This window comes from Microbacterium caowuchunii (genome assembly GCF_008727755.1).
Classification (GTDB): domain Bacteria; phylum Actinomycetota; class Actinomycetes; order Actinomycetales; family Microbacteriaceae; genus Microbacterium; species Microbacterium caowuchunii.
The window spans coordinates 2,169,785-2,182,844 of the sequence record NZ_CP044231.1 but is presented as its reverse complement, the minus strand read 5'-3'; the positions used below and the strand labels follow the sequence as shown (position 1 = coordinate 2,182,844).

The window sequence follows — 13,060 nt, the reverse complement described above, 5'->3', positions numbered from 1 at the left end:
GGCCGGGATGCTCTAAACTGGAGCCGATCGATTCGGTCGCGCCTGTTGTCGCGCGCCCCGATCTTCCCGCGTCCGTCCCGGCACCGAGCCGCCCGCGGGACTCTGACCACCGGTCGCAGGTCCTTCCGGACCCGACGCTCAGGAGGAGCATGCCGACTTCGGCTCCCGCCGCGAAATCCACGCAGCGACGTAGAAAGACCTCGTCCGCCCGCCGTGACGACGAGGCGCCCATCATCCCCATCCTCGCCCGCAAGGTGCGCGAGGTCGAAGCCAAAGCGCAGCGCGGAAAGCTCGGCCCGACGAACCGGGTCAAGTTCCAGGTGATCGCGTTCCTGGTGCGCGAGGAGCGCGCACGGGTCAAGGCCGAGGCGGAGATGAGCGACGCGACACGCGCGGAACTGCTCAAGCGCCTCGACGGCGTGGCGACGATCCTGGCCAAGACGGCCGCCCGGGACACGTCGCTCATCCAGCTGCTGGAGGTCGACCAGGCCACCTCGCCGGTGGCCCGCAGGATGCGTCGCGACTGGCTCCTCGAGTCCGGTGCGGAGCTGGCCCCCGACGAGCTGATCATCACGGATGCCGTGACGGTCGCCTCCCCGCTCGTGCCGACCGCGGCGTCCGGCCGTCAGGTCATGCCGCCCCAGGTCGAGGCGCGTCAGATGGCGAACCCGTTCCTGGCCCCCGACCTCACGCCGCACACTCCCGGGCCGACCCCGCGTCGCCGCCTGGATGGCTGGGAGCTCATGGGACCGCTCTACAAGGCGTTCGAGACCGGCGCCGGCGGCGGTGCCGCGACCATGGAACTGCCCGAGGTGCCCGAGTTCGACCGGCTGTCGCCGAAGGGACTCGCGGTCATGCCGCACCAGTCGCGCTTCCTCGAGGCCGTGCGCGAGGGACACCGCAGGTTCCTGCTCGCCGACGAACCTGGCCTCGGCAAGACCGCGGAGTCCGTCCTGGCGGCATCCGTCGCGGGCGCGTACCCCCTGCTGGTGGTCGTGCCCAACGTGGTCAAGATGAACTGGGCTCGCGAGGTCGAGCGGTGGACGCCGCAGCGCCGGGCGACCGTCATCCAGGGCGACGGAGAGGACCTCGACGCCTTCGCCGACGTCTTCATCGTGAACTACGAGGTGCTCGACCGGCACCTGTCCTGGCTCAGCTCGATCGGGCTGGCGGGCATGGTGGTCGACGAGGCGCACTTCATCAAGAACCTCGGCTCGCAGCGTTCGCGGAACGTCCTCGCGCTCGCCAGCAGCATCCGGGAGCGCCTGCGCGACCCGCTGCTGCTCGCCCTGACCGGTACGCCGCTGATCAACGACGTCGAGGACTTCGACGCGATCTGGCGCTTCCTCGGCTGGACCAACGGCGAGAAGCCGGGTCCGGAGCTGATGGAGAAGCTCGACGCGACGGGACTGACCCCCGCCGACAAGGCGTTCTACCCGGCCGCGCGCAATGCGGTCATCTCGATGGGGATCGTGCGCCGGCGGAAGACGGACGTCGCCAAGGACCTCCCGGACAAGCTGGTCGCCGACCTCCCCGTCCAGCTGGACGACGAGTTCGGCCGCTCCATCCGTCAGGCCGAGCGCGAGCTGGGCGAGCGTCTCGGCGCCCGCTACCGCCGGATCATCGAGGCGCGCGGGGATCGCGGGCTCCTGCCCGGCGAGATCGACGAGGACATCGTCCGTCTGGTCGCCCAGCACGAGCTGGACGAATCCAAGGCGGCCGGCTCGGGCAGCGAGAACGTCTTCACGATGGTGCGCCGCATCGGCCAGGCGAAGGCCCTGCTCGCGGCGGACTACGCCGTGCAGCTGCAGCGCTCGGTCGGCAAGGTCGTCTTCTTCGCCAAGCACATCGACGTCATGGATGCCGCGGAGGCGCACTTCGCCGCCGCCGGGCTCAAGACGGTGTCGCTGCGCGGCGACCAGACCGCGACCGTGCGGCAGGCCGCCGTCGACGCCTTCAACACCGACCCCGACGTGGCCATCGCGGTCTGCTCGCTCACCGCTGCGGGAGTGGGCGTCAACATGCAGGCCGCCTCCAACGTGGTTCTGGCCGAGCTGTCCTGGACCGCCGCGGAGCAGACGCAGGCCATCGACCGCGTCCACCGCATCGGGCAGGACGAGCCCGTGACGGCGTGGCGGATCATCGCTGCGCACACGATCGACACCAAGATCGCGGAACTGATCGATTCGAAGCAGAGCCTGTCGCTCCGCGCGCTCGACGGGCACGCGATCGAGGAAGGTTCGAGCGACTCGGTGCAGCTGTCGGCGCTCATGCACCTGACCCGTACCGCGCTCGGCGGCTGATCGCCCGGCACGACCGAACGGCCCGGCGCACACCCGTGCGGCCGGGCCGTTCCGCATCGTCGAGACGGATGCGTCGAGCTCGCGGGAGCGATAGTGTCGGGGAGGCAGCGTCGCCCCATTTCCACGGAGCACCATCATCCGGAAAGCAGGGACTCCAGCAATGAAGATCGGTATTCTCACGAGCGGCGGCGATTGCCCCGGGCTCAACGCCGTCATCCGCGGCGTCGTGCTGAAGGGGACGACCACTTACGACCTCGAGTTCGTCGGTATCCGCGACGGCTGGCGCGGTGTGGTCGACGCGGACTTCTTCCCGCTCACGCGGCACGAGGTGAAGGGGCTGTCCAAGGTCGGCGGCACCATCCTCGGCACGAGCCGCACGAACCCCTACGAGGGTCCGCGCGGGGGAGCGGAGAACATCGCGAAGACGCTGTACGGTCACCGCATCGACGGGATCATCGCCATCGGCGGCGAGGGCACCCTGGCCGCGGCCAACCGTCTGGCCAACGACGGCATCAACGTCCTGGGGGTTCCCAAGACCATCGACAACGATCTGCGCGCGACCGACTACTCGTTCGGGTTCGACACCGCGGTGAACATCGCCACCGATGCCATGGACCGCCTCCGCACCACCGGCGACTCGCACCAGCGGTGCATGGTCGCCGAGGTGATGGGCAGGCACGTGGGCTGGATCGCCCTGCACGCCGGCATCGCCGCCGGCGCACACGTGATCTGCATCCCCGAGGTGCCCATGTCGATCGAGGAGATCACCGAGCAGGTCGCGAAGGCGCACGATCGCGGGCGCGCCCCGCTCGTCGTGGTCTCCGAGGGCTTCAAACTGACCGGGATGGAGGAGGCGTTCAGCGACAAGGGACTGGACGCGTTCAACCGCCCGCGCCTCGGCGGCATCAGCGAGATCCTCGCGCCCGAGATCGAGCGGATCACCGGTATCGAGACCCGCTCCACGGTCCTCGGCCACATCCAGCGCGGCGGCTCGCCCTCCGCCTTCGACCGCGTCCTGGCCACCCGCCTGGGGCTGCACGCCGCCGACGCGATCGTGGCCCAGGCCTGGGGTCAGATGGTCGCCATGCGCGGCACCGACATCGTGCGGGTGCCGTTCGAGGCGGCGCTGGGGGAGCTCAACTCGGTGCCGCTGTACCGCTACGAGGAAGCCGCCGCCCTCTTCGGCTGACCCGGCACCTCGCAGGAACACGCGAACCCCGGAGGATCCGACGCGGATCCTCCGGGGTTCGTCGCATTCTGCGCACGTCCGCGCAGCGCGGACCGGCGACTCAGGCGACGCCGAGCACGTCCAGCAGCCAGGCCAGCTCGAACGCGCGCTCGCGCCACGTGTTGTAGCGACCGCTCACCCCGCCGTGCCCGGCGACCATCTCGCACTTGAGCATCGCGTCGGCGTCGACCTCGCGCAGGCGCGCCACCCACTTGGCGGGCTCGACATACAGCACCCGGGTGTCGTTGAACGAGGTGACCGCCAGGATGCGGGGGTAGCGCACACCCTCGCGCACGTTCTCGTAGGGCGAGTACGACTTCATGTAGGCGTACACGTCGGGGTCGTGCAGCGGGTCGCCCCACTCGTCCCACTCGATCACCGTGAGCGGCAGCGAGGGGTCCAGGATGGTGGTGAGGGCGTCCACGAAGGGGACGTCGGCCAGGATGCCGGCGAACAGCTCGGGGGCCAGGTTCGCCACCGCTCCCATCAGCAGGCCGCCCGCCGAGCCGCCCTCTGCGACGAGCTGCTCCGGTGTGGTGTAGCCGTGATCGACCAGGTGCGACGCGCAGTCGACGAAGTCGGTGAACGTGTTGCGCTTGGCCAGGAGCTTCCCGTCCTCGTACCACTGGCGGCCCATCTCGCCGCCTCCGCGCACGTGCGCGACGGCGAAGACGACGCCGCGGTCGAGTTCCGACAGGCGCGCCACCGAGAACGACGGCTCGATGGAGTGCTCGTACGAGCCGTAGCCGTAGAGGTGGACCGGCCGGGGCGTCGCGCCGGCATCGCCGAACGAGCGCTTCCAGACCAGGGACACCGGGATCGACGCGCCATCCTGAGCCGTCGCCCACACCCGCGCCTGGGCGTAGTCGGCGGGGTCGTACCCGCCCAGCACCGGCTGCTGCTTGCGCAGGGTCAGCGAGCCCGTGGCGGGGTCGTAGTCGTAGACGGTCGAGGGCGTCACGAAGGACCCGTAGCCCAGGCGCAGCAGCGGCGGCGCCCACTCCGGGTTGCCTGCCGTGCCGACCGAGTAGAGCGGCTCGTAGAACGGGATCTCCCGCACCGACGAGGTCGCGTAGTCCAGCATCCCGATGCGCGCGATGCCCTCACGGCGGTACCCGACCACGCCCCAGTCCCGGAAGGTGGACACGCCCAGCAGACGGTGCCCAGGGACGTGCGGGATGACGACCTGGCGCTCGCCGCCGGGGTCGGCCACCGGCACGCGCACGAGCTCGAAGTCGAGGGCGTCCTGGTTGTGCAGGATGTACAGCACGTCCTCGCCGTCCACGACGGCGTGCGCGGAGTCGGACTCCACGCCCTCCGTGCGCGGCCACACCACACGGGGTTCCGCGTGCAGGTCGTCCGCCGGGACGAGCCATTCCTCGGACGTGATGGACGACCCGACGCCGATCACGAGGAACCGCTCGCTGCGCGTGAACCCGGCGCCCACCCAGTACTTCTCGTCCGGCTCGTGGAACAGCGTGCGATCGGATGCGGTGGGCGTCCCGAGCTCATGCAGCCACACGGTGTCCGGGCGCCATGCTTCGTCCACCGTGGAGTACACGACGTAGCGCGAGTCGGGGGACAGCTCGGCCCCGGAGAAGGTGTCCTCGATGACGTCCGGAAGCGTCTCGCCGGTCTCGAGATCCCGGACGCGCAGCGTGTATCGCTCGTCGCCGGTCGCGTCGATCCCGTACAGGAGCAGCCTGCCGTCGGCGGACACGTCGAAGGTGCCCAGGGAGAAGAACTCCAGCCCGTCGGCCTCCTCGTTGCCGTCGAGGAGCACCTGCTCGCCCGGCAGCGGCTCGCCCGCGGTGGGCTCGGGCGGCGTCCAGTCCTCCGGGTCGGCGATGGGCGCGCGGCAGTGGATGCCGTACTGCTTGCCCTCGACCGTGCGCGAGTAGTACCACCAGTCGCCGCGGCGCGCGGGGACGGAGAGGTCCGTCTCGAGGGTCCGGTCCTTGATCTCGTCGAAGATGCGCTGCCGCAGCGGTTCGAGGTGCGCGGTGCGGGCGTCGGTGTAGGCGTTCTCGGCCTCGAGGTGCGCGGTGACGCGTTCGTCGTCCTTCGCGCGCATCCATTCGTAGGGGTCGGCGAACTCGTCGCCGTGATGGCGGCGGATGCGCGGCTCGCGGAGCGCTCGGGGGGGCTGAACGGATGCGGCGTTGTCGGTCACGCGTCCACGCTAGTCGGCGGAGGACGGCGGTGGCGCCCCCGACCCGCTCACGTCACGGTGACGAGCGTCTGCTGCCAGCCCGAGGAGCCGTCCGGGGCGATGGGGGCGCGTTCCTCCGCCTGGCGGTTCCCCGCGCTGTCGTAGGCGCGGACGGTCAGCGTGTGCCGGCCGGGGCGGGCGTCCCAGGGCAGCATCCATTGCACCCACGTCGCCGCGCTGAGCGGCGTCGACAGGGTCGCCTGCTGCCACTGGCCGTCGTCGATGCGCACCTCGACGCGTCCGATCCCGGTCGGTTGCGCCCACGCCACCCCGCCGATCACCGTCGGTCCTGCCGTGACGGAGCGGTCCACCCGGGGGGTGTCGATGCGCGAGGACATCTTGATGGGGGCTTTCGCGCTGTACCCGCGCGGCGTCCAGTAGGCCTCCTCCCGGTCGAACCGGGTCACCGTGAGGCGGTCGAGCCATTTGGTGGCCGATACGTAGCCGTACAGGCCAGGGACGACCATGCGCACGGGGAATCCGTGCTCCAGGGGGAGGGGCTCCCCGTTCATCGCGACCGCGAGGATGGCGTCCAGGCCGTCATCGGTGAGCGACTCCAGGGGCGTGCTCGCGGTGAAGCCGTCGACGCTGCGGGAGAGCACCATGTCGGCATCCGCTGAGGGCCGCGCCATCCGCAGCAGGTCCCGAACCGGAACGCCCTGCCAGATCGCGGTGCCCACGAGATCCCCTCCGACCTCGTTGGAGACGCACGTCAGGGTGACGGCGTACTCGTCCAGGCCCCGAGCGAGCAGGTCGTCGAAGGTGAGCTCCACGCGATCCTCGACCATTCCGTCGATGACGAGCCGCCAGTCCGCCGGATCGACCTGCGGGACGATGAGCGCGGTGTCCACCCGGTAGAAGTCCGCGTTGGGGGTGAGCAGCGGCGAGATACCGGGCACGTCGAGCTCGGCGCCGGACGGGACCGTCACGGTCGTGCGCGGGGCGGGCAGCCGCAGCGCGGAGCGGATGGCGCGGATCGAGGTGCTCGCCCCGCTCACCAGGCGGGATCCCGCCCCGACGACGACGGCTGCCGCGGTGCTGATCAGCGCCAGGCGGAGGAACGCACGTCGCCCGGCCAGGGCGGGAGCGGCCGGATCGACGGGCGCGTCCGCGGAAGGACCGGCCGGCTCGGTGGCCCGCCACCTGCGCAGCCGCATGCAGAGGGCGCGGAGGATCAGGATGCCGACGGCGCCGCCGGCGACGGCGGGCAGGACGTCGAGCGCTCCCGCCGCGGCGCGGGTGACGAGCGAGGCGCCCACCGCCACCGCCACGACCCCGAGCAGCACGGAGCCCCACGGTGGGCGGCGGAACTCCAGCATCCCGGCGAGCGCGGCGCCCACGGCGGCGGCCACCAGGAGGCCGCCGAGGAGCACCGCCTTGTCGGCGTCGCCGAACGTGGAGATCGCGAACTCCTTCACCGGGCGGGGCACGATGTCCACGACGAAGCCGCCGACCGCCTCGAGCGGCCCGGAGCCCCGTGCGGTGAGCAGACCGGTGAGCTCCGCCACCGCGAGGAAGGCGCCGGCGGCGATCAGACCGCTCGCCGCGGCCCACAGCATCCCGCGCGATCGTGGCTCTGCGGTCATGGTCACATCCTCCTGCGCGACCGTGTGCCGCAGAAGGTCATTCGGCGCCACGGCGTGTTCGGATCGTGGCGAGTTGACCGGAAGGCGGGGCGGTGGAAGGATTTCCTGTGGCCCGGTGAACGGATACCGGCTCTCTGGTGAACTCTTCGTTCGCGCAGCCGATCGACTCGGTGCTCCTGATCCCCTTTACCGAAAGCGAACGGTGGAAACCGCAGCCCTGATCGTCGTCCTGGTCATCGGCCTGGCCTTGTTCTTCGACTTCACGAACGGTTTTCACGACACCGCGAACGCGATGGCCACGCCCATCGCGACCGGTGCCCTGAAACCGAAGGTCGCCGTCATCCTCGCCGCCGTCCTCAACCTGGTCGGTGCCTTCCTGTCCACGGAGGTGGCCAAGACCATCTCCGGAGGCATGATCCAGGAGGACGAGATATCGTCCTCGATCTTCCCGGCGATCATCTTCGCGGGGCTGATCGGTGCCGTGACCTGGAACATGCTGACCTGGCTTCTCGGGCTGCCGTCCAGCTCGTCGCACGCCCTGTTCGGCGGACTGATCGGCGCGACGCTGGTCGGGGCCGGCGCAGCCGCCATCAACCTGGGCGTCGTGATGTCGAAGGTGGTGCTGCCGGCGCTCATCGCCCCCCTGACGGCGGGGTTGATCGCCTTCGCGGCCACCAAGCTCGCATACGCCGTGACGCGTCGCTACGACGGGAAGCCCGACGGGCGGGACGGATTCCGCTGGGGACAGATCTTCACCTCCTCCCTCGTCGCTCTGGCGCACGGCACGAACGATGCGCAGAAGACCATGGGCGTGATCACGCTGGTGCTGATCACCGTCGGCTGGCAGTCCCAGTCCGACCCGCAGCTCTGGGTGATCCTGGCGTGCGGGATCACGATCGCGCTCGGGACGTACATGGGCGGATGGCGGATCATCCGGACGATGGGGAAGGGGCTCACCGATGTGAAGCCCGCGCAGGGTTTCTCCGCCGAGGCATCCACGGCCTCCACGATCCTCGCCTCCAGCGCGCTCGGCTTCGCGCTGTCCACGACCCAGGTCGCCTCCGGATCGGTCATCGGGTCGGGCCTCGGCCGCCGTGGCTCCAAGGTGCGTTGGCGCACGGTCGGGCGCATCATGGTCGGCTGGCTGCTCACGCTCCCGGCTTCGGGCGCGGTGGGCGCCGTGGCGGCGCTGCTCGTGGTCTGGTTCGGCGGGTGGGGCATCGCGATCGACGCGGTCCTCGCCGTCGCGATCATCCTCGCCCTCTACCTCCGTTCCCGCCGGGACCAGGTCGACGCCTCCAACGCCATGGGCGTCGGGGAGGTCGCCGAGTCGGGCATGGCCGTCAAGGTGAAGAAGAACCCGCCGCCGACGCGCCGCCAGCGCGCCGAGAAGCGCGCGTCCCGGAAGCGCGCCGCCGCGACGCAGAAGACCCCTGACGTGACGAAGGCGGAGGACGAACGATGACCATCGAGATCGACTGGGTCGCATTCCTCCAGGTCTTCGCCGCGGCCTTCACCGCGGCCATCGTCGTCGTCGGCTTCTATGCGGTGGCGCTGCGCCTGCTGGTGCGCGCCGGCAAGGTGCCGGTGGTGGTGCCTGCGGAGTTCACCGACGCGATCACGATCGTCAGCGAGAAGGACATCCGTCGCGCGAACAAGGCCGCGGCCAAGTCGGCGCGGAAGAATCCACTGACCGACGGACAGCGGCGGATCGCCCTGGTCGGCGCGTACGGGTGCTTCGGCGTCTGCGGTCTCGCCGTGCTCGGCGGACTCCTGCTCATCCTGTTCAACCACTGACATCCGCGCGTATGTCCACGGTCCTCTCTAGGGTGGGGACATGCAGTTCGGTCAGTATCCGCCCGCGAGGCGCACCCTCGTCCACGTCAGCGACACGCATCTGCTCGCGGGCGATCGGCGGCTGGGCGGCCGCTACGACACCGGGCGCAACCTGTCCCGCACGCTCGACGCGATCACCCGGCTCGACATCGTCCCCGACGCGATCGTGTTCACCGGCGATCTGACCGATCTGGGCGAGCCGGAGGCGTACGAGGCGCTGAGATCGGCGGTCGAGCCCGTGGCCGCGCGCCTCGGCGCACCGGTGGTGTGGGTGGCCGGAAACCATGACGAGCGGCCGGCGATGCGCGCCGCCCTCCGGGGCGAGGAACCGAGCGAGGAGCCCCTGGTCGGCGTGCACGATCTCGGCGGACTGCGGCTGATCGCGCTGGATTCCACCGTGCCCGGCTGGCATCACGGCGACATCGACGACGCGCAGCTCGCCTGGCTGGCGGGGATCCTCGCCGAACCCGCCCCTCTCGGCACCATCCTCGCGCTGCATCACCCGCCGCTACCCGGCCACATCCCGTTCTTCGACATCCTGGAGTTGCGCGATCAGGGCCGGCTGGCACAGGTCGTCGCCGGCACCGACGTGCGGGCGATCCTCGCCGGGCACCTGCACTACTCCACCTCCGGCACCTTCGCCGGCATCCCGGTGAGCGTCGCCGCGGCCACCTGCTACACGATGGATCTCGCCCGCCCCGCGCAGACCGTGAACGGGATGGACGCGGGGCAGTCCTTCCACCTCGTGCACGTGTACGACGACACCGTCACACACGCGGTGGTGCCCGTCGTGGACGCGGACACGGCGGACTTCTTCACCCCGGAATGGGTCGCCCGGATGGCGGCTCTCTCACCGGAGGAGCGGCTCGAGGCCTTCTCCCGCAAGCGTCGCTGACCGACCGATGTACATCGCGGCCGTCGGTGAGGACCGGATGTACACGGCGTCCAGCCGGGGGCGGTGCGGCCGCGGTTAGGCTCGGAGGACCTGCCCGGCCGACTCACAAGGACACCGCAAGGACATGGACGCGACGACGCATACCCGCACGGAAACCGACTCCCTCGGCTCGCTCGAGATCCCCGCCGACGCTTACTGGGGCATCCATACCGCGAGGGCGCTGGAGAACTTCCCGATCGCCAGACGGCCGATCTCGGTCTATCCCGACCTCGTGACGGCGCTGGCGATGGTCAAGCAGGCCTCCGCCCGCGCGAACCGGGACATCGGCGTGCTGGACCGGGAGCGGGCGGGGCTGATCGACCGGGCGTGCCAGCTCATCATCGACGGCGAGTACCACGATCAGTTCACCGTCGGCGTCATCCAGGGCGGCGCCGGCACCTCCACGAACATGAACGCCAATGAGGTGATCACGAACGTCGCGCTGGAGCTCGCCGGACGGCCGAAGGGCGATTACGGCTACCTCTCGCCGATCGACCACACCAACCGCAGCCAGTCCACGAACGACGTGTATCCCACCGCCATCAAGGTCGGACTGTCGCTGACGCTGATGAGCCTGCTCGACGAGCTGGAACTGCTGCGCCGGGCGTTCCTCGCGAAGGCGGTCGAGTTCCACGACGTCCTGAAGGTCGGGCGCACGCAGCTGCAGGATGCGGTGCCCATGACGCTCGGTCAGGAGTTCCACGGTTTCGCCTCGACCCTCGAGGCTGACCTGCTGCGCCTGCGCGAGAACGCGTCGCTGCTGCACTCCATCAACATGGGGGCGACCGCGATCGGCACGGGCATCACGACGCACGCCGACTACGCTGCCGCGATCGTGTCCCACCTGCGCGAGATCTCCGGCCTGGATCTGGAGACGGCGGCCGACCTGGTCGAGTCCACGAGCGACACCGGCTCGTTCATGTCGTTCTCCTCGTCGCTCAAGCGCAACGCCGTCAAGCTGTCGAAGATCTGCAACGATCTCCGGCTGCTCTCCAGCGGGCCGCAGGCCGGGCTGGGCGAGATCAACCTGCCGGCACGGCAGGCGGGCTCCAGCATCATGCCCGGCAAGGTCAACCCGGTGATTCCGGAGGTCGTCAACCAGGTCGCCTTCGCCGTGGTGGGCGCCGACATGACGGTCACCATGGCGGTGGAGGCGGGGCAACTCCAGCTGAACGCGTTCGAACCGGTCCTCGCGCACTCGATCTTCCAGTCGATCACCTGGATGCGTCAGGCGATGTGGACGCTGCGGGTGAACTGCGTCGAGGGCATCACCGTCAACCATGACCGGCTCGGGGCCATGGTGGGCTCCTCGGTCGGCGTGATCACCGCACTCACGCCCTTCATCGGGTACGCCGCAGCCGCGGCACTCGCCAAGACGGCGCTGCTGACCGGGCGGAACGTGGCGGACCTCGTCGTGGAGGCGGGACTCATGTCGCGCGACGAAGTGATCAAGCAGCTCTCGCCCGCCCGGCTCTCCGGGCTGGAGGCGATCACGGCCGCCATCCCGATCATCGACACCGCGGATGCGCATCCTAGAACCTGAGCGCACGCTGTGCGCGCGGGCGGCTGACCCGATACCGTCGGAACAGTACCGACCCCGCCCCGCTCCAGGAGGAACGATGACAGATCCGTCCGGCACCCCGAACACCCCGCCGCCCGCCTATCCGGCGGCACCCGCGCCCGCTCCGGGAGTGCCCGCCGCGGGAGCCCCCACGCCCGGGGCGCCGGTCCCCGGGAAGACGATGGGCATCGTCGCCCTGATCCTGGCGTTCTTCGTCCAGATCGTCGGTCTCATCCTCGGCATCGTCGCTCTCGTGCAGAGCCGCAAGGCCGGCGTCAAGAACACCCCGGCCGTCTGGGCGATCATCCTGAGCATCGTGTTCATGGTGATCTGGACCATCGTCGGGATCGTCATCGCGATCGGCATCGGCGCGGCCGCCGACCTCTACCAGCAGTGCCTCGACATGGGCGGCGGCACCCAGATCATCGACGGCATCCAGGTCACCTGCAACTGACCGCCGGCGGGATGAAGGGGCGGGAGACGGATGCCTCCCGCCCCTTCACGCGTCGGTTCCGTCGAGGATGCGGCAGTGCGTCGTCAGCCGGCCGATCCCGTCGATGCCCACCGTCACGGTGGAGCGGTCGCGCAGGAAGATCTGCGGGTCCCGCGAGTATCCGGCGCCGCCCGGGCTGCCGGTGGAGATGAGCGTGCCCGGAAGCAGGGTGGCCGACTGGGAGAGGTGTGCGATCAGGGTCGCGACCCCGCGGATCATCTGACCCGTGGACGCATCCTGCACCGTGTGGCCGTCGATCACCGTCCAGATGTGCAGGTCCTGGGGGTCGGGGACCTCGTCGGCGGTCACGACGAACGGGCCGACCGGCGTGAACCCGTCGAAGGACTTGCAGCGTGACCACTGCGCCTCCGCGAACTGGATGTCGCGCGCCGTGATGTCGTTGACCACCGTGTAGCCCCACACGTGATCCAGCGCGTCCTCGGCGCGGACGTCGTGCGCGGGACGGCCGATGATCACCCCCAGCTCCGCCTCGTAATCGACGGATTCGCTGAGCGAGCGCGGCCATGTCGTCGTGCCGTCGTGCCCGGTGAGCGAGTTCGGCCAGAGCACGAACACGGTGGGCGTCTTGTCCGTCTTCAGGCCGAGTTCGCCCGAGTGCGCGGCGTAGTTGAGGCCCACCGCGAGGATCACCGGCGGCGCGAGGACGCCCGGTGCGAACCGCACCCCGTCGAGCGGGATGACGTCGTCCGAGGCCGCGCTCGCCGTGCGCACCCGCTCGAGCAGGGCGTCGCCGCCGGCGATGAGCTCCTCGAGGGTGGCGGGGGCGCCGGGGAAGAGCTGGTGGACCAGCTGCCCCTGGGAATCGTCGACGACGACGACGAGCCGGGGAGCCTCGGCCCCGTCCGGGATGACATGGGCGAAACGCATCCTTCGAGAGTACCGACCG

Annotated in this window: 10 protein-coding genes; 7 read left to right on the top strand and 3 right to left on the bottom strand. The window is 70.2% G+C overall.

Annotated features, from left to right (window positions below; translation table 11 throughout):
• The first annotated feature begins 149 nt into the window (after positions 1 to 149).
• Positions 150 to 2,303 (top strand): DEAD/DEAH box helicase, encoded by a 2,154-nt coding sequence (locus tag F6J84_RS10475; RefSeq protein WP_150973561.1) that lies wholly within the window; start codon positions 150 to 152, stop codon positions 2,301 to 2,303.
• A 160-nt stretch (positions 2,304 to 2,463) separates the two neighbouring features.
• Positions 2,464 to 3,492, top strand: a complete 1,029-nt coding sequence (locus tag F6J84_RS10470; protein WP_150973559.1) for a 6-phosphofructokinase — start codon at positions 2,464 to 2,466, stop codon at positions 3,490 to 3,492.
• Positions 3,493 to 3,592: 100 nt separating this feature from the next.
• Here F6J84_RS10470 and F6J84_RS10465 read toward each other — a convergent pair whose 3' ends face one another.
• Both F6J84_RS10465 and F6J84_RS10460 read right to left on the bottom strand, forming a co-directional pair.
• Positions 3,593 to 5,704, bottom strand: a complete 2,112-nt coding sequence (locus F6J84_RS10465; RefSeq protein WP_150973557.1) for a S9 family peptidase — start codon at positions 5,702 to 5,704, stop codon at positions 3,593 to 3,595.
• 47 nt (positions 5,705 to 5,751) lie between these two features.
• Positions 5,752 to 7,329, bottom strand: a complete 1,578-nt coding sequence (locus F6J84_RS10460) for a molybdopterin-dependent oxidoreductase (RefSeq protein WP_150973555.1) — start codon at positions 7,327 to 7,329, stop codon at positions 5,752 to 5,754.
• A 202-nt stretch (positions 7,330 to 7,531) separates the two neighbouring features.
• Here F6J84_RS10460 and F6J84_RS10455 point away from each other — a divergent pair, with 202 nt between their 5' ends.
• The 5 genes from F6J84_RS10455 (at position 7,532) to F6J84_RS10435 (ending at position 12,114) form a co-directional block, all read left to right on the top strand.
• Positions 7,532 to 8,794, top strand: coding sequence for an inorganic phosphate transporter (locus F6J84_RS10455; protein WP_150973553.1), 1,263 nt, complete (start codon positions 7,532 to 7,534; stop codon positions 8,792 to 8,794).
• On the top strand, positions 8,791 to 9,126 hold the full coding sequence (locus F6J84_RS10450; protein WP_150973551.1) for a peptidase: 336 nt from the start codon (positions 8,791 to 8,793) through the stop codon (positions 9,124 to 9,126). The genes F6J84_RS10455 and F6J84_RS10450 overlap by 4 nt, the downstream gene beginning before the upstream one ends.
• Positions 9,127 to 9,166: 40 nt before the next feature.
• Positions 9,167 to 10,060 (top strand): phosphodiesterase, encoded by an 894-nt coding sequence (locus tag F6J84_RS10445; RefSeq protein WP_150973549.1) that lies wholly within the window; start codon positions 9,167 to 9,169, stop codon positions 10,058 to 10,060.
• 124 nt (positions 10,061 to 10,184) lie between these two features.
• Positions 10,185 to 11,642 (top strand): aspartate ammonia-lyase, encoded by a 1,458-nt coding sequence (locus tag F6J84_RS10440; protein ID WP_150973547.1) that lies wholly within the window; start codon positions 10,185 to 10,187, stop codon positions 11,640 to 11,642.
• A 76-nt stretch (positions 11,643 to 11,718) separates the two neighbouring features.
• Positions 11,719 to 12,114: a DUF4190 domain-containing protein gene (locus tag F6J84_RS10435; protein ID WP_150973545.1), complete on the top strand. Its 396-nt coding sequence runs from the start codon at positions 11,719 to 11,721 to the stop codon at positions 12,112 to 12,114.
• Between the two features lie 45 nt (positions 12,115 to 12,159).
• Here the strand turns inward: F6J84_RS10435 and F6J84_RS10430 are convergent, their stop codons facing one another.
• Entirely contained in the window at positions 12,160 to 13,041 is an 882-nt protein-coding gene (locus F6J84_RS10430; protein ID WP_150973543.1) for a fumarylacetoacetate hydrolase family protein, read from the bottom strand.
• Positions 13,042 to 13,060 lie beyond the last annotated feature (19 nt).